This is a genomic window from Pseudomonas sp. YQ_6, from assembly GCF_043103245.1.
Taxonomy (GTDB): Bacteria; Pseudomonadota; Gammaproteobacteria; order Pseudomonadales; family Pseudomonadaceae; genus Aquipseudomonas; species Aquipseudomonas alloputida.
In genome coordinates this window covers 13,520-30,781 of sequence record NZ_JBICJR010000028.1, presented here as the reverse complement: position 1 = coordinate 30,781, position 17,262 = coordinate 13,520, and the positions used below count along the sequence as shown (strand labels likewise).

Genomic DNA, 17,262 nt, shown 5'->3' with positions numbered 1-17,262 from the left:
TGTTGACCACACCTGTGGGGCATGCCCGTGAAGAGGCCGGAACGAACTGCCATAAGGGACAAGCATGTTCGACTGGAATGATCTGCGTTTTTTCCTCGAGTTGCAGCGCAGCGGCCGCCTGCTGACCGCCGCCAAGCGCCTGAACACTACCCACAGCACCGTGGCCCGGCATATCGAGAGCATCGAGCAGAGCCTGGGGACCGCGCTGTTCGTGCAACATGCCCAGGGGTACGAGCTGACCCCCTCGGGCCAAGCCCTGCTCAAGCATGCCGAAGCCATGGAGAACGTCGCCCTGCTGGCACAGGAGGAAATCACCCAGGCCATCACCCCGCTGGGCAAGATTCGCCTTGGGGTAACCGAAGGCATCGGCATCATGTTCTTCACCCCACGCATGAACGCGTTGTTCGAGCGCTACCCCGGCCTGGAGGTGGAACTGGTTGCGGTCCCGCGTTTCGTCAGCATCCTCAACCGCGAGGCAGAAATCAGCATCCATCTGGAGCGACCCAACGCCGATCTGCTGATCACCCGCAAACTCACCGACTACCGCCTGGCGCTGTACGCCAGCCAGGACTATCTGGACCGTGCGCCGCCATTGCATCACCGAGAAGACCTGGCCCGGCACAGCTGGATCGGCTACGTTGACGATTTGCTGTTCAGCCAGGAACTGCTGTTTCTCAACAGTTTCTGCCGAGCACCCAACGTGGTCTTTCGCAGCACCAGCGTGATTGCCCAGCAAGCCGCCGCCCGCGCCGGGCTGGGCATCGCCGTGCTGCCCAACTACATGGCCCGCCACGACCCGACACTGGTGCGTGTGCTGCCGGGAGAAACCATCCAGCGCAGCTACTGGATCTGCACCCGCCGCGAGCTGCACAAGTCTGTGCGCCTGCGGGTGGTGTGGGACTACCTGCTGGCGTTATGCGCGGCCGAACAAAGCGAGTTGCTAGCCGAGTAGTGCCTTGCCGGCCAACAACAGGGCTGCGGCCCAACCTGCCACGGCAAACATTTGCTGCAGACGCGGCCCGGCCAACCTGGCTGCCAAGGGCCGCGCCAGCAGCAGGCCGAGCACCGCGCCGACGGCAAACGGGGCGCCAACCTGCCAGTGCATGACGCCCGCAAGGCTGGCGCTGACCACACTGCCGGTAGAGACCAGGGCAATCACTGCCAGCGAGGTGGAGACGATACTGGCCATGCGCAGGTTGGTGTAGCGGTTCAGGGCCGGGATGATAACGAAGCCCCCACCCACGCCCAGCAAGCCGGACAACAACCCGGACAAGGCACCCGTGAATGCCAGTGCGCGCGCGCAGGGCAGGGTCCAGCGCAAACGCCCCTGCAACGGGTTCAGCACGCACGGCTCGATAAAGCGATGAGCGTCATTGGCTTCGCCACGCAGTTCTTTGGCCGCCTTGCGCCAGATGCGCAGGCAGGCATAAACCAGCACGCCGGCGAATACCACCTGCAACGGTGCATTCGGCAGGCGGTGCGCCAGCATCAGCCCGAAAGGCGCTGCTGCCACACCAACCAACGCAATGAACAGCGCAGCCCTATAACGCACCAGACCTTGGCGCAAGCCCAGCACCGCACCAACCGCTGCAGCCAAACCTACAGCCAACAGGCCCACCGGTGCCGCTTCGACCATCGATAGCCCCAGGCCGAACACCAGCAAGGGTACTGCGAGAATGCCACCGCCTGCGCCGGTCAGCGCCAGCACCGCGCCGATGATTGCGCCCAGGCCCGCCCCTAACAGTTGATGCTCGATCACTGCCCACCCTCAGCTACCAGCTGCGGGCGTGCCAACCACTCGCGCCCCTTGAGCATGCCTTGCCAGTACAACGGTGGCAGCGCCTGTGCCTTGAGCAACCAGGCCAGGCGTGTCGGCTTGCGGCCATCCAGTAACCAGTTAGGGAAGCTCGGTGCCAGCTTGCCGCCATAGGTGAACTCGGCCAGGACAATCTTGCCGCGCTCGACGGTAAGCGGGCACGAGCCATAGCCGTCGTACTGAGCCAGGGTCGCCAGCCTGCCCAGCGCCACCAGCACATTGTTGGCGACCACCGGTGCCTGCTTGCGCGCCGCAGCGGCGGTCTTGGCATTGCTGGTGTTAGCCACGTCACCCAGGGCATGAACGTTGGTGTATTTGCGATGGCGCAGGGTATGCGGATCGACGTCAACCCAGCCGGAGCTATCAGCCAAGGGGCTTTCGCGAATGAAGTCTGGCGCCACCTGTGGCGGTACCACGTGCAGCATGTCGAAGGCCTCGATGCGCGTTTCGCTGCTGCCATCGGGGAGGGTACGCAAGAATGTAGCGCGCTTTCCCGGGCCGTCTACGGCAACCAACCTGTGGGAGAAGTTGAGGTCGACGGCGTATTTCTCGATGTACTTCATCAGCGCGGGCACGTAATCCGCGACACCGAACAGTACGGCACCCGCATTATAGAAGCTGGCTTTCACCGCCCCCAAATGGCCATGGCGCAGCCAGTGGTCGCAAGACAGGTACAGCGCCTTCTGTGGTGCACCGGCGCACTTGATCGGCATGGGCGGCTGGCTGAACAACGCGCGTCCTTGCTTGAGCTTTTGCACCAGTTCCCAGGTATAGGGCGCCAGGTCGTAGCGATAGTTGGAGGTGACACCGTTGCGGCCGAGGGTCTCGCTGAGCCCATCGATGGCCGCCCAGTCCAGCTTGAGGCCGGGGCAGACGATCAGCTGTTCATAGCTGATGGCGCGACCATCATCGAGGATGACCAACTGGGCCAATGGGTCGAATCCCTTTACCCGCGCCTTGACCCAGCGCACACCGCGAGGAATGGTCGACGCCATGGTGCGGGCAGTGCTTGGTGCCTTGAACACACCGGCACCGACCATGGTCCAGCCGGGTTGGTAGTAGTGCACTTCGGCAGGGTCGATCAAGGCGACGTCCAACGATGGGTCGCGGCTGGTCAGGCTGGAAGCAGTGGCGATCCCGGCGGCACCGGCACCGACGATGACCACCTTGTGGTGGTCGGTATTGGCAGGGGACAACAAGGCAGGCATGGCGGCAAATCCTGGAAATCTGATTATGGGGGCAGGGCGGTTACAGCTTGTTCAGCGGGATCTTCAGATAGCTCACGCCGTTCGCCTCCGGAGGGGGTAGCTGGCCGCTACGCATGTTCACCTGCACCGAAGGCAGGATCAGCACAGGCATTTCGAGCGTCTTGTCGCGGGCTTCGCGCATGGCAACGAAGCTGTCCTCATCGATACCCTGGTGGATGTGAATGTTGTGGGCGCGCTGCTCGGCGACAGTTGTGACGTACTGCATGTCACGGCCACCTGGCAGGTAGTCGTGGCACATGAACAACCGCGTCTGATCGGGGAAAGCCAGCAGGCGACGGATTGAGCGATACAAGGTGCGGGCATCGGCCCCGGGGAAGTCGCAGCGGGCGGTGCCATAGTCGGGCATGAACAAGGTGTCTCCAACGAACACCGCGATCTCGCCAGCATCTTCGATCATGAAACTCATGCACGCGGGTGTGTGCCCAGGCGTGTGCAACGCACGGGCCTGCAGGTTGCCAATACGGAAACCTTCCTCGTCTTCGAGCAGCACATCGAACTGGCTGCCATCACGGGCGAAGCCGGGCTCAGCGTTGAACAAGGCGCCAAACACTTTCTGCACCTGGGTAATGTGCGCGCCAATTGCGGTATGGCCGCCCAGCTTTTCCTTCAGGTAGGCAGCGGCTGAAAGGTGGTCGGCGTGTACATGGGTTTCCAGCACCCAGCGCACACTGGCATTCAGCTCGTTCACACGCTCGATCAGGCGATCAGCCGAAGCGCTGCAGGTGCGCCCGGACTTGGGGTCGTAATCCAGCACGCTGTCGATCAATGCGCATTGTCGGGTTTCACGGTCCATGACCAGGTAGCTGATGGTCGAGGTCGCCTCGTCGTAGAAGGCGTCCACGTGAAGGTTGTTGCCGATGATCATCACGTTCTCCAATTTATCCGCCCCGCCTTGTACAGGCGTAGGCAGTGACAGGAGCTTTATCAAGATGCATGCCAGGCTTTTTGCCACTCACTGGCCAGTAAAACCGTCCAGTTGCAGACTGCTGCCGTCAAAACTGGCAGCCCAGATGGCAGTCGACTGACAGCCAATGGCAGTGTTTGGCAGTCCTTGTTACCCTGCGTCGGTCATCCATACGGTGCCGTCATGCCTGAAGCCCATCCCCTCATCCTAGCTCTGGTTTCCTACCTCGAGCACGATGCCCTCCCGACCATCGTGTTGGACACCGACTACAACATCCTCGCCGCCAATGCGGCCTATCGCCGTCAGTTTGGGCGGCATGATCAGGCCCCACTGGGCGAGAAGTGCCACAGGGTTTCGCATCACTACGCTGTGCCGTGCGACCAGGCTGGCGAACATTGCCCGATGCGCAAGGCGTGGGACAGCAAGGTACCGGAACGGGTATTGCACATTCATCACACACCACGCGGCCCGGAGCATGTGGATGTCGAGTTGCGGCCGATCCTGGATGAACAGGGCAAGGTAGTGGCCTTTGTCGAACGCCTCACCACCATTACCCTCGCCTCGGCGCAGCCTCAGGAGCAAGGGTTGGTCGGCCGCGCGCCAACCTTCAAGGCCGCGCTGGCCAGCCTGCAGCGTGCGGCACCGGCGCAGATCCCGGTGTTGTTGCAGGGGGAGTCGGGGACCGGCAAGGAGCTGTTCGCCCGTGCAGTGCACATGGGCAGCCCCAGGGCCAACGGCCCACTGGTGGTGGTGGACTGCACCGGTCTGACCGAGTCGTTGTTCGAGAGTGAACTGTTCGGCTATGAGAAGGGTGCGTTCACCGGGGCGAATCAGCGCAAGATCGGCTTGGCCGAGGCAGCCCATGGCGGCACCCTGTTCCTCGACGAAATCGGTGAAGTGCCGCTGGCGATGCAGGTGAAGCTGCTGCGCCTGATAGAGTCCGGCAGTTTCCGTCCTGTGGGCAGCCTGCGCACTGTGCATTCGGATTTCCGCCTGATATCGGCCACCCATAAACCACTTAAACAAATGGTCGCGGATGGCTCCTTCCGTGAAGACCTGTATTACCGCATCAGTGGCTTCCCGATTCGTCTGCCTGCATTGCGCGAACGGGTGGAGGATCTGCCGCTGCTCGCACAAAGCCTGCTGCAGCGCATGGTGGGCCAGCCGACGCCCAGGCTGAGTGAAGACGCCTTGCAGCAACTTGCATTGCATCCGTTTCCGGGCAATATCCGCGAGCTGCGCAACATTCTGGAACGCGCGCGTTTGTTTGCCGATGACGGTGTGATCAGGCCGGAGCATTTACCGGAAGACACTGGGCTGACTGGCGCGCCTAAAGGAAGCGGCCGTCGCAATGACTTGGGTGAGCTGGCGCAGGCGCTGGAGCTGTTCAAAGGCTCGCGCAGTGAACTGGCCAGTCATCTTGGCATGAGTGAACGCACGCTGTATCGCCGCTTGAAAGCGCTCGGGCTGAACTGAAAGAACGCCAGACTTTACCGGACCTTTACCTGCGCCCTGACATTGAAAGGGAAAAATCGTGGTCTGATCAGTTAACCGAAACTGGCAATCAATACTTGCCAGGCGATTAACAGGCAGAGGACCGCATCAAATGAAGAAAGCCCTAACCGTGATCTGCGCCGCGCTCATGCTCAGCACACCGCTGGCAAGCTTCGCGCAACCGGGCCCGCCTGATCGGCATGATGGCGGCCCATCGCACCAAGGCAACCCGCCACATGGTCAACCACAGCACCAGGGCCGACATGACAATGGCCGCGGACCTGCTTACCGTGATCCAAACTTCCGCCCACAACAAGGCATGCCGATACCTCATAAGCAGTGGCAGCGTGGTCATGCCGTTGATCCACATTACCGTGGTGATCGTTACTGGGTAACTGACTGGCAAGCGCGCCACCTGTATGCGCCACCTCGTGATCATCGTTGGCTGTATGTGAATGGCGACTATGTGCTGGTGGCCATTGCCAGCGGTGTGATCGTGAACATTCTGGCCGGCTACTGATTGTTTGCAGGCACTAAAAAGCCCGCATCAGCGGGCTTCTTAGTGTGTGGCGAATTACACCTGGTCAGAAGTCCAGGTTCGACACCGACAGCGCGTTACTTTCGATGAAGTCACGACGCGGCTCGACCGCATCACCCATCAGGGTGTTGAAGATCTGGTCAGCGGCGATGGCATCTTCGATCGTGACCTTGAGCATACGGCGAACGGTCGGGTCCATGGTGGTTTCCCACAGCTGGTCCGGGTTCATCTCACCCAGCCCTTTGTATCGCTGAATCGTATGGCGCTTGGTGGTCTCGTTCATCAGCCAATCCAGGCCCTCTTTGAACTCGACGATTGCCTTGCGGCGTTCACCGCGCTGCACGTACGCACCTTCACCCAACAGGCTCGAAAGCTTGGCACCAATGTTGACTACGGTACGGTAGTCATTGCTGCCGAAGAAATCGCGGTTGAACGTGATGTAGCTGGCCAGACCGTGGGAGGTAATTTCCACTTCAGGCAGCCACACGTTGCGCTCTTTGTCTTCACGCAGGCTGGCGTTGTAAGCCAGGCCAGACTTCTGGCTGGAGTTCAGACGCGCCTGGAACTGGGCCAGCCAGGCCTGCATCACTGCGTGGTCACCCAACTGCTCCAGGGTCACCTCAGGCAGGTAGACGAAGTGCTCAGTCAGCTCTTCCGGGTACAAGCGCGACAGGCGCTTGAGAGTCTTCATGACACTACGGAACTCATTCACCAACGCTTCCAGCTGCACACCGGAAACTGCAGGTGCCGATTCGTCCAGGTGCAGGCTGGCATCTTCCAGCGCCGATTGGGTCATGTACTCTTCCATGGCCTCATCGTCCTTGATGTACTGCTCCTGCTTGCCTCGTTTCACCTTGTACAGCGGCGGCTGGGCAATATAGATGTAGCCACGCTCGACCAGCTCCGGCAGCTGACGGAAGAAGAAGGTCAGCAGCAGCGTACGGATGTGCGAACCGTCAACGTCAGCATCGGTCATGATGATGATGTTGTGATAACGCAGTTTGTCGATGTTGTACTCTTCACGGCCGATACCACAGCCCAGCGCAGTGATCAGCGTGCCCACTTCCTGGGACGAAATCATCTTGTCGAAGCGCGCTTTCTCGACGTTGAGGATTTTACCCTTCAGCGGCAAGATCGCCTGGGTACGACGGTTGCGACCTTGCTTGGCCGAGCCACCCGCAGAGTCACCCTCCACCAGGTACAGTTCGGAGAGAGCAGGATCCTTCTCTTGGCAGTCCGCCAGTTTGCCCGGCAGACCCGCGATATCCAGCGCACCTTTACGGCGGGTCATCTCACGAGCTTTACGTGCAGCTTCACGAGCGCGAGCCGCGTCGATCATCTTGCCAACGACGGCCTTCGCCTCGTTCGGGTTTTCCAGGAGGAAATCGGCGAAGTACTTGTTCATCTCTTGCTCCACGGCGGTTTTCACCTCCGAGGAGACCAGCTTGTCCTTGGTCTGCGAGCTGAACTTCGGGTCCGGTACCTTAACCGAGATGATTGCGGTCAGGCCTTCACGGGCGTCGTCGCCAGTGGTTGCCACCTTGTTCTTCTTGGCCAGGCCTTCCTGCTCGATGTAGCTGTTAAGGCTACGGGTCAGCGAGGAACGGAAACCCACCAGGTGGGTACCGCCATCACGCTGCGGAATATTGTTGGTAAAGCACAGCAGGTTTTCGTTGAAGCTGTCGTTCCATTGCAGGGCGACTTCAACACCCACGCCATCGTCACGCTGAACGTTGAAGTGGAACACCTGGGAGTTGACCGGCGTCTTGTTGGTGTTCAAGTACTCGACGAACGCACGCAGACCGCCTTCGTACTTGAAGAACTCTTCCTTACCGCTGCGCTCATCCTTCAGCAGAATGCCAACGCCCGAGTTGAGGAACGACAGCTCGCGGATGCGCTTGGCCAGGATGTCCCAGCTGAAGTGAATGTTCTTGAAGGTTTCAGCCGATGGCTTGAAGTGGATGTGGGTACCCGTGGTTTCACTGTCACCGACAACCGCCATGGGCGCTTGTGGAACACCGTGAACGTAAGTCTGTTCCCAGATCTTGCCGCTACGGCGAACGGTCAGAACCAGCTTCTCGGACAGGGCGTTCACAACCGACACACCGACACCGTGCAGACCGCCAGATACTTTGTAGGAGTTGTCGTCGAACTTACCGCCGGCGTGCAGCACAGTCATGATGACCTCGGCTGCGGAAACGCCTTCTTCCTTATGCACATCGACCGGAATGCCGCGACCGTTGTCGCGCACACTGATAGATTCGTCCGGGTGGATGATGACAGTGATGTCATCGCAGTGACCGGCGAGGGCTTCGTCGATCGAGTTGTCGACCACTTCGAAGACCATGTGGTGCAGGCCACTACCATCATCGGTGTCGCCAATGTACATGCCGGGACGCTTGCGTACGGCATCCAAACCTTTCAGCACTTTGATGCTGGAGGAGTCGTACGTTTGATTTTCGCTCATGCCTTCACTCCCGATGGTCGTGGGTCTGGGTGATACGGCCTTGTTCCACGTGGAACAAAGCAACTGGCGTTTCCGTCTGCCAGCCTTCCCTCAGTAATTCGTGATCTACACAGGTGATGAACACCTGGCAGTGTAATTCTTCAAGCAAGCGGCATAGTGCGCGGCGATGCTGGTCATCCAGTTCGGACGGCAAGTCATCCACGAGATAAATACAGTGACCGCGGCGAGCCTGACTAACGAGGTGGCCTTGGGCAATGCGCAATGCGCATACCACCAACTTTTGCTGACCACGCGACAAGATGTCGGCTGCGTTGTTGCCAGCCAACCGCAAACGCAGATCAGCACGCTGCGGACCGGCTTGGGTATGGCCCATCTGCTGATCGCGAAGGAGGGAGGAGGCGAGTACTTCTTGCAGTTCCCGGTCCTTGTCCCAACCTCGGTAGTAGCTCAGGGTCAACCCGTCCAGCTCGACCAGTTCGCTCAGGGTTCGCTCGAAGACGGGCTTCAAGGCCTTGATGTAGTTGCGACGGTATTCATCTATTTCCGCGCTAGCCAGGCACAATTCCCGGTCCCAGGCGGCTTGCGAAGCTGGGTCAAGTGTACCATGACGCAACCATGAGTTCCGCTGCCGCAGCGCCTTCTGAAGGCGTTGCCAGGCTGGCAGAAAACGAGGTTCCACGTGGAACACTCCCCAGTCCAGAAACTGGCGGCGTATTTTTGGGGCACCTTCCAGCAGCCGGAAACTGTCTGGGTTGATGAGCTGAAGCGGCAGTAACTCAGCCAATTGCGCGGCGCTGCGCGCATTCTGCCCATCAATGCGAATAGTAAACTCCCCTTGCCGCTCGCGGGACACCCCCAGGTTGCTCGTACCACCCTCCGTCAGCTGAACCTCACCGAACACAGTACAGGCAGCCTGTTCGTACTGAATAACCGGATTCAGGCGAGTGCTGCGAAATGAACGGGCCAGCCCGAGCAAATGCACGGCTTCTAGCACGCTGGTCTTGCCGCTGCCGTTGGCGCCGTAAAGGATGTTGATGCGGGGGGAGGGTAGGAGTGTCACCGGGTGCAAGTTGCGCACCGCGGTGACCATGATACGTCGAAGGGACATTTCGCCTGCTACAGCTTACAGTCGCATCGGCATGACAACGTAGGAAGAATCGTCATTGCCAGCTTCCTGCAGCAGCGCACTGCTGTTTGAATCGGACAAAATCAGACGAACTTGCTCAGTAGTCATCACGCCCAGCACGTCTAGCAAGTAGCTGACGTTGAAACCAATCTCCAGCGAGCTACCTTCGTAGTCCACGCTGATTTCTTCTTCAGCTTCTTCCTGCTCGGGGTTGTTAGCCTGGATCTTCAGTTGACCGGCTGCCAGCTGCAGGCGAATACCGCGGTACTTCTCGTTGGAAAGAATCGCAGTACGGCTGAAAGCTTCACGCAGCGCCTGGCGGTCTCCAACGACCAGCTTGTCACCGCCTTTGGGCAGTACGCGCTCGTAGTCAGGGAATTTGCCGTCCACCAGCTTGGAGGTAAAGGTGAACTCGCCAGTAGTGGCGCGGATGTGATGCTGGCCCAGCACGATGCTGACCATACCTTCAGGATCGGTCAGCAGGCGCGCCAACTCCAGGATACCTTTACGCGGCACGATAACCTGGTGTCGATCCTCCTGCTCGATCGGCGCACTCATCGAGCAAAGCGCCAGGCGGTGACCATCGGTGGATACGGCGCGCAACGTGTTGCGGGAAACCTCAAGCAGCATGCCGTTGAGGTAATAGCGCACATCCTGTTGGGCCATGGCGAAGCTGGTACGCTCGATCAGGCGGCGCAGCTTGCTCTGCTCCAGGTTGCAGGTCAGCGAACCCGGGCCTTCTTCCACAGTCGGGAAGTCATTGGCAGGCAGGGTCGACAGGGTGAAGCGGCTGCGGCCGGCCTTTACCAACAATTTCTGCTCATCGACCTTGATATCGATCAGGGCGTCGTTAGGCAGGCTTTTGCAGATGTCCATCAGCTTGCGCGCCGGAACAGTGATCTCGCCAGGCTCGGCCGGCTCTTCCAGTTGCACGCGGCCTACCAGCTCGACTTCCAGGTCGGTACCGGTCAACGACAGTTGCTGGCCTTGTACGACCAGCAATACGTTGGACAGGACCGGCAAGGTCTGACGGCGCTCGACGACACCGGCGACCAGTTGCAGGGGTTTCAACAGGGCTTCGCGTTGAATGGTGAAATGCATGGTCTAGTCCCTTGCCTTCAATTAGCTGCGCAGACGGCCATCAGGTCGTCAGCGTCCGCAGCAGGTTCTTGTAGTCCTCGCGGATGTCCGCGTCGGATTCCTTCAGTTCATTGATTTTGCGGCAGGCGTGCAGCACGGTCGTATGGTCGCGACCACCGAACATGTCGCCGATTTCCGGCAGACTGTGGTTGGTCAACTCCTTGGACAGGGCCATGGCTACCTGACGCGGGCGCGCGACAGAACGCGAACGACGCTTGGACAACAGATCGGAGATCTTGATCTTGTAGTACTCAGCGACGGTACGCTGAATGTTATCCACACTGACCAGTTTGTCTTGCAGCGCCAACAGATCCTTGAGCGATTCACGAATCAGCTCGATGGTGATGTCACGCCCCATGAAGTGCGAGTGAGCGATAACCCGCTTCAGTGCACCTTCCAGCTCACGGACGTTGGACCGGATGCGCTGAGCGATGAAAAAGGCTGCGTCATGCGGGAGCTCGACTTTGGCCTGGTCGGCCTTCTTCATCAGGATCGCTACGCGGGTCTCCAGCTCTGGTGGCTCGACAGCCACCGTCAGGCCCCAACCAAAGCGCGACTTCAGACGCTCTTCCAGGCCTTCGATTTCCTTGGGATAGCGGTCAGAGGTAAGGATTACCTGCTGGCCGCCCTCAAGCAAGGCGTTGAAGGTGTGGAAAAACTCTTCCTGTGAGCGCTCTTTGCGAGCGAAGAACTGGATATCGTCGATCAACAACGCGTCCACCGAGCGGTAGAAGCGCTTGAATTCGTTGATGGCATTGAGTTGCAGCGCTTTGACCATGTCCGCGACGAAACGCTCCGAATGCAGGTACACCACCTTGGCGTTCGGATTCTTCTTCAGCAGATGGTTACCCACAGCATGCATAAGGTGAGTTTTACCCAAACCCACACCGCCATAAAGGAACAGTGGGTTGTAGCCATGCTTAGGGTTGTCTGCAACCTGCCAGGCAGCCGCGCGGGCGAGCTGGTTCGACTTACCTTCGACGAAGGTGTCAAAGGTAAAGGTCCGGTTCAGGTAACTGGTGTGCTTGAGCGCACCTTCAACCTGCACGGTGCGCTGTTCAGCCCGGCCACCACCACTGGGCGGCGCCGCAGCGGGCTCGGCCATGGCATCAAAGCTGTCACGCGAAGACGTCTCGACCAGTACAGGCTCGGCTGCAGTCACGGCAACGGGTTCAACCGCTGCTGCCGGGGCCGTCTTGTGTGCCTGAGTCTGCGCCAGCGAAGCCGCAACGGCAGCGCTGACTGGCGCGTTGGGCGCAGCCCTTGGGGCCGAGCTGCGACGGCTACCTATTAATAAGGAAAGGGCTGGTGCAATGCCGCTACCGTTCTCACCCAACAGCTCGAGCAAGCGACCCAGGTACTTTTCATTGACCCAATCGAGAACGAAACGGTTAGGCGCATAGACGCGCAACTCGTCGCCTTCGGCTTCGACCTGTAGCGGACGGATCCAGGTGTTGAATTGCTGGGCAGGCAGTTCATCGCGCAGAAGCTCCACGCACTGCTGCCAAAGTTCCACTGACACGGATATCCCCTGAGTTTGAAAGCCGGATGAGGCAAAAACAAACCGCCATTGTACCGGTCGAGCGTTCAGTTATCCACATGTGGACACGTTAGGAACCACGACAAAACAGCCATTTATCGACCAAAACGGCTTTTCGCCTCTGTGAATAAGCCCTGTGGATAAACGACCATGAGGGCTATGCACAACCCCACCCCTTAGCCTGTTGATAAGTCTACTGTGGATAACTGGTGTTTTCATCCACAGCTTTCGCTCACGATGGGAACAAGCGCAGCACGGGATCAGAACAAAGTTGTAAAACTCTGTACACCCCGTAATTCATGGGCCGGCGCAGGTTATCCACAGAAGGTTATCCACTTAAGAGTTATAAGTTCTTCAAAAAAGCTTTTTATATGTCTCTTCTTTTTTTTCATGTTGTCCCCGATCCGTGTGTCCGATCAAGCACCCCTTGGGCACTGATCAACAGGCACCGTCCATCACATGCTCTATATGGAAAGACTGGTTGGAAATTGACCTATGGGCTTGCTTTCTCTAGAATCGCCGGTCTCTTAAAAAGGGGGCCATCCCGGCCCGTCGTCGACAAACCAGGTAACACGCCATGAAACGTACTTTCCAACCAAGCACCATCAAGCGCGCCCGCACCCACGGTTTCCGTGCCCGTATGGCTACCAAGAACGGCCGTGCTGTTCTGTCGCGTCGTCGTGCCAAAGGCCGTAAGCGTCTGGCCATTTGATTTTTCGGCACAGGTGGTGAGTCAGGACTTCAGTCGGGAAAAGCGACTGCTTACACCCCGGCATTTCAAAGCGGTCTTCGACTCCCCAACCGGCAAGGTTCCAGGGAAAAACCTGCTGATCCTTGCTCGCGAGAACGGCCTCGATCACCCACGCCTTGGCTTGGTAATCGGCAAGAAGAGTGTCAAGCTCGCCGTTCAACGCAACCGCCTCAAGCGCTTGATGCGCGATTCCTTTCGTCTGAACCAGCAATTGCTTGCCGGCCTGGACATCGTGATCGTCGCGCGCAAGGGATTGGGTGAGATAGAAAACCCGGAATTGCACCAACACTTTGGCAAGCTCTGGAAACGCCTGGCGCGCAGCCGGCCAACACCAGCAGTCACCGCCAATTCCGCAGGGGTAGACAGCCAAGATGCGTAAACTGGCACTCGTTCCGATCCAGTTTTACCGTTACGCCATTAGTCCTCTGATGGCCAACCACTGTCGGTTTTTCCCCAGTTGCTCCTGTTACGCGTATGAAGCCATCGAAAACCATGGCATCTGGCGTGGTGGGTGGCTGGCCGTTCGTCGCCTGGGGCGTTGTCATCCGTGGAATGACGGCGGTTTCGACCCCGTTCCACCCGCTCCTTCCTCCCGAACTTCTTCGATAGCCGAGTAATCATGGATATTAAACGCACGATCCTGATCGCCGCGCTGGCAGTCGTGTCCTACGTCATGGTCCTGAAGTGGAACGATGACTACGGCCAGGCTGCCCTGCCGACTCAGAATACTGCTGCCAGCACTGTTGCTCCGGGCTTGCCCGATGGCGTGCCGGCCGGTAACAACGGTGCCAGCGCCGATGTACCGAGCGCCAACGCCGAATCGAGCCCTGCCGAACTGGCACCGGTCGCACTCAGCAAGGACCTGATCCGAGTCAAGACCGACGTTCTGGAACTGGCTATCGATCCGGTCGGTGGTGACATCGTCCAGCTGAACCTGCCGAAGTACCCACGCCGTCAAGACCACCCGAACATTCCATTCCAGTTGTTCGACAACGGTGGTGAGCGTGTTTACTTGGCACAAAGCGGTCTGACCGGCACCGACGGCCCGGATGCCCGCGCCAGCGGCCGGCCCCTGTATGCCGCCGAGCAGAAGAGCTACCAGCTGGCCGATGGCCAGGAACAACTGGTGGTAGACCTGAAGTTCAGTGACAACGGTGTCAACTACATCAAGCGTTTCAGCTTCAAGCGCGGTGAGTACGACCTGAATGTCAGCTACCTGATCGACAACCAGAGCGGCCAGGCCTGGAACGGCAACATGTTTGCCCAGCTCAAGCGTGATGCCAGCGGCGATCCGTCCTCCAGTACTGCCACCGGCACCGCTACCTACCTGGGTGCTGCCCTGTGGACAGCTTCTGAGCCTTACAAAAAGGTCTCGATGAAGGACATCGACAAAGGTAGTTTGAAAGAAAATGTGTCCGGCGGCTGGGTTGCCTGGCTGCAGCACTACTTCGTGACCGCCTGGATTCCGGCCAAGTCGGACAACAACGTTGTCCAGACCCGCAAGGATAGCCAGGGCAACTACATCATCGGCTACACCGGCCCGGTTATCAGCGTACCGGCTGGCGGCAAGGTCGAAACCAGTGCCCTGCTGTACGCCGGCCCGAAGATCCAGTCCAAGCTGAAAGAGTTGTCCCCAGGCCTGGAATTGACCGTCGACTACGGCTTCCTGTGGTTCATCGCCCAGCCGATCTTCTGGCTGCTGCAACATATCCACAGCCTGCTGGGTAACTGGGGCTGGTCGATCATCGTGCTGACCATGTTGATCAAAGGCCTGTTCTTCCCACTGTCGGCTGCCAGCTACCGCTCCATGGCGCGTATGCGTGCCGTTGCACCTAAGCTCGCTGCACTCAAGGAACGCTTCGGTGACGATCGCCAGAAGATGTCCCAGGCGATGATGGAGCTTTACAAGAAAGAGAAGATCAACCCACTGGGCGGCTGCCTGCCGATCCTGGTGCAGATGCCGGTATTCCTGGCCCTGTACTGGGTATTGCTGGAAAGCGTGGAAATGCGCCAGGCCCCATGGATCCTGTGGATTACCGACCTGTCGATCAAGGATCCGTTCTTCATCCTGCCGATCATCATGGGCGCCACCATGTTCATCCAGCAGCGCCTGAACCCGACTCCGCCGGATCCGATGCAAGCCAAGGTAATGAAAATGATGCCAATCATCTTCACCTTCTTCTTCCTGTGGTTCCCTGCCGGTCTGGTGCTGTACTGGGTTGTGAACAACTGCCTGTCGATTTCGCAGCAGTGGTACATCACTCGCCGTATCGAAGCAGCTACCAAAAAAGCTGCTGCTTGACGGGCTAATACGCTAGCCTGTGAATAAAAAACGCCCCCTAGTGGGGCGTTTTTGCTATCTGTCGTTTTTGTCGTAGAGGCTTTCGAGCATGAACACTGTGCGTGAAACCATCGCCGCCATCGCCACGGCCCAGGGCCGGGGCGGTGTGGGAATTGTCAGGTTGTCCGGCCCCTTGGCTGCCAAGGCCGGCCTGTTGATCACTGGCCGCACCCTGACCCCGCGGCATGCCCATTACGGTCCGTTTCGCGACGATGAAGGGCTGGTGCTGGACGAAGGGATTGCTCTGTTCTTTCCTGGGCCTAATTCGTTCACTGGCGAGGACGTGCTTGAACTGCAGGGACACGGTGGCCCCGTGGTCTTGGACATGCTGCTGCAGCGCTGTGTACAAGTCGGCTGTCGTCTGGCCCGCCCGGGCGAGTTCAGCGAGCGCGCCTTCCTCAACGACAAGCTCGACCTGGCGCAGGCTGAAGCCATCGCCGACCTGATTGAGGCCAGTTCCAGCCAGGCAGCGCGCAACGCCCTGCGCTCGCTGCAAGGGGAATTCTCCAGGCGTGTGCACAGCCTCACCGAGGCGTTGATTGCCCTGCGTATTTACGTCGAGGCGGCGATCGATTTTCCTGAGGAAGAGATCGACTTCCTCGCCGATGGCCACGTGCTGTCGATGCTTGATGCCGTGCGTAGCGAGTTATCCACTGTGCAGCGCGAGGCCGGGCAGGGCGCCTTGCTGCGTGACGGCATGACGGTAGTCATTGCCGGCCGGCCGAATGCCGGTAAATCGAGCTTGCTGAACCAGCTGGCCGGTCGGGAAGCTGCCATCGTCACTGACATCGCCGGCACTACGCGGGATATCCTGCGCGAACATATCCACATCGACGGCATGCCGCTGCACGTTGTCGATACTGCCGGCTTGCGCGATACCGATGACCATGTGGAAAAGATCGGTGTGGAACGCGCCCTGAAGGCCATTGGCGAGGCAGACCGCGTGCTGCTGGTAGTCGACTCCACTGCGCCCGAGGCCAGCGACCCGTTCGCTTTGTGGCCGGAGTTTCTCGCTCAGCGGCCGGACCCGGCCAAGGTCACGCTGATTCGCAACAAGGCCGACCTGAGTGGTGAGCGGGTAGCGCTGGAACAGTGCGATGACGGCCATGTGACCATTACCCTGAGCGCCAAGGGCGACGATACAGGGCTGCAGCTGCTCCGCGACCATCTGAAGGGCTGTATGGGTTACGAGCAGACTGCGGAGAGTGGCTTCAGCGCCCGCAGGCGCCATCTGGATGCCTTGCGCCAGGCCAGCGAGCACCTGGAGCACGGCCGTGCTCAATTGACCTTGGCGGGCGCGGGAGAGCTTCTGGCTGAGGACTTACGCCAGGCACAGCATGCGCTGGGGGAGATCACAGGAGCATTCAGCTCGGATGACCTGCTTGGGCGGATTTTCTCCAGCTTCTGCATCGGCAAGTAATCCACAGCCAGGCAAGGCCAAGCGCCGCTCCTTAGGGGGCGGCTTTTTTTTGCCTGAAATTCGTTGCAGAAGATGAATACAGGCCGATGACCCAAGCACCTGTGGGAGCGGGCGGGCCCGCGAGAAGCCCTTACAAGCACCAGATCTCTGTGGATGTACCGACCCTTTCGCGGGCTCGACCGCTCCAACCTGACCATGTCTGGCCGCCAGCGCGATGAATTTTCCATGCTCGGCTTAAAAACTGTGCTCAGGAGCCCTGTGGAAAAGTCGCCTTCAGCTCAGTTGATAAGCGGGCTTTTTTTCTGAGGAAAAACCCACCTGTGGGTAAAGAAGCATTTAATCCACAGGCTAAATGACGTTATCCAGAGCCCTCATGGCACTCCAGACACAGGGTTTAATTTCTCTCTACATAGCGCCATTATTGGGATACATGACTTTATCCACAGAAGTCGCTGTG

General features: G+C 59.2%; 15 protein-coding genes. 8 read left to right on the top strand and 7 right to left on the bottom strand.

Features of this window, described 5'->3' with window-relative positions:
* The first annotated feature begins 64 nt into the window (after positions 1-64).
* Positions 65-952, top strand: a complete 888-nt coding sequence (locus tag ACF8FG_RS08950; RefSeq protein ID WP_053867749.1) for a LysR family transcriptional regulator — start codon at positions 65-67, stop codon at positions 950-952.
* Here ACF8FG_RS08950 and ACF8FG_RS08945 read toward each other — a convergent pair.
* Genes ACF8FG_RS08945 through ACF8FG_RS08935 form a run of 3 tightly spaced genes read right to left on the bottom strand, consistent with a single transcriptional unit; the run spans position 941 to position 3,949 of the window.
* Positions 941-1,759, bottom strand: coding sequence for a sulfite exporter TauE/SafE family protein (locus tag ACF8FG_RS08945; protein WP_014589206.1), 819 nt, complete (start codon positions 1,757-1,759; stop codon positions 941-943). The genes ACF8FG_RS08950 and ACF8FG_RS08945 overlap by 12 nt on opposite strands.
* Positions 1,756-3,024 (bottom strand): FAD/NAD(P)-binding oxidoreductase, encoded by a 1,269-nt coding sequence (locus ACF8FG_RS08940; protein WP_014589205.1) that lies wholly within the window; start codon positions 3,022-3,024, stop codon positions 1,756-1,758. Before ACF8FG_RS08940 ends, ACF8FG_RS08945 begins: the two co-directional genes overlap by 4 nt.
* Before the next feature lie 40 nt (positions 3,025-3,064).
* On the bottom strand, positions 3,065-3,949 hold the full coding sequence (locus ACF8FG_RS08935) for an MBL fold metallo-hydrolase (RefSeq protein ID WP_010951461.1): 885 nt from the start codon (positions 3,947-3,949) through the stop codon (positions 3,065-3,067).
* A 222-nt stretch (positions 3,950-4,171) separates the two neighbouring features.
* Here ACF8FG_RS08935 and ACF8FG_RS08930 point away from each other — a divergent pair, with 222 nt between their 5' ends.
* Positions 4,172-5,464 (top strand): sigma-54-dependent Fis family transcriptional regulator, encoded by a 1,293-nt coding sequence (locus ACF8FG_RS08930; RefSeq protein WP_014589203.1) that lies wholly within the window; start codon positions 4,172-4,174, stop codon positions 5,462-5,464.
* Positions 5,465-5,594: 130 nt separating this feature from the next.
* Complete coding sequence (locus ACF8FG_RS08925) at positions 5,595-6,002, top strand: RcnB family protein (protein WP_019438064.1); 408 nt, start codon at positions 5,595-5,597, stop codon at positions 6,000-6,002.
* A 64-nt stretch (positions 6,003-6,066) separates the two neighbouring features.
* Here the strand turns inward: ACF8FG_RS08925 and gyrB are convergent, their stop codons facing one another.
* The 4 genes from gyrB to dnaA are packed head-to-tail and all read right to left on the bottom strand — an operon-like array spanning position 6,067 to position 12,275.
* Positions 6,067-8,487, bottom strand: coding sequence for a DNA topoisomerase (ATP-hydrolyzing) subunit B (gyrB, locus tag ACF8FG_RS08920; protein ID WP_003253152.1), 2,421 nt, complete (start codon positions 8,485-8,487; stop codon positions 6,067-6,069).
* A gap of 4 nt (positions 8,488-8,491) precedes the next feature.
* Entirely contained in the window at positions 8,492-9,595 is a 1,104-nt protein-coding gene (gene recF, locus ACF8FG_RS08915; RefSeq protein WP_014589201.1) for a DNA replication/repair protein RecF, read from the bottom strand.
* A 15-nt stretch (positions 9,596-9,610) separates the two neighbouring features.
* Entirely contained in the window at positions 9,611-10,714 is a 1,104-nt protein-coding gene (gene dnaN, locus ACF8FG_RS08910; protein WP_003253156.1) for a DNA polymerase III subunit beta, read from the bottom strand.
* Positions 10,715-10,754: 40 nt separating this feature from the next.
* The gene (dnaA, locus tag ACF8FG_RS08905; protein ID WP_019436534.1) at positions 10,755-12,275 is read right to left on the bottom strand and encodes a chromosomal replication initiator protein DnaA; all 1,521 of its coding nucleotides are present in this window, start codon (positions 12,273-12,275) and stop codon (positions 10,755-10,757) included.
* Positions 12,276-12,870: 595 nt separating this feature from the next.
* Here dnaA and rpmH point away from each other — a divergent pair.
* The 5 genes from rpmH to mnmE all read left to right on the top strand — a co-directional run bounded on the left by rpmH (position 12,871) and on the right by mnmE (position 16,805).
* Positions 12,871-13,005, top strand: a complete 135-nt coding sequence (rpmH, locus tag ACF8FG_RS08900; protein WP_003253163.1) for a 50S ribosomal protein L34 — start codon at positions 12,871-12,873, stop codon at positions 13,003-13,005.
* 13 nt (positions 13,006-13,018) lie between these two features.
* Positions 13,019-13,423 carry a ribonuclease P protein component gene (gene rnpA / locus ACF8FG_RS08895; RefSeq protein WP_003253166.1) on the top strand — a complete coding sequence of 135 codons (405 nt, stop codon included), beginning with the start codon at positions 13,019-13,021 and terminating at the stop codon, positions 13,421-13,423.
* Positions 13,416-13,661 carry a membrane protein insertion efficiency factor YidD gene (gene yidD / locus ACF8FG_RS08890; RefSeq protein WP_003253169.1) on the top strand — a complete coding sequence of 82 codons (246 nt, stop codon included), beginning with the start codon at positions 13,416-13,418 and terminating at the stop codon, positions 13,659-13,661. The genes rnpA and yidD overlap by 8 nt, the downstream gene beginning before the upstream one ends.
* A 2-nt stretch (positions 13,662-13,663) precedes the next feature.
* Complete coding sequence (gene yidC, locus ACF8FG_RS08885; RefSeq protein ID WP_010951425.1) at positions 13,664-15,346, top strand: membrane protein insertase YidC; 1,683 nt, start codon at positions 13,664-13,666, stop codon at positions 15,344-15,346.
* 88 nt (positions 15,347-15,434) lie between these two features.
* Complete coding sequence (mnmE, locus tag ACF8FG_RS08880) at positions 15,435-16,805, top strand: tRNA uridine-5-carboxymethylaminomethyl(34) synthesis GTPase MnmE (RefSeq protein ID WP_010951424.1); 1,371 nt, start codon at positions 15,435-15,437, stop codon at positions 16,803-16,805.
* Positions 16,806-17,262: the final 457 nt, after the last annotated feature.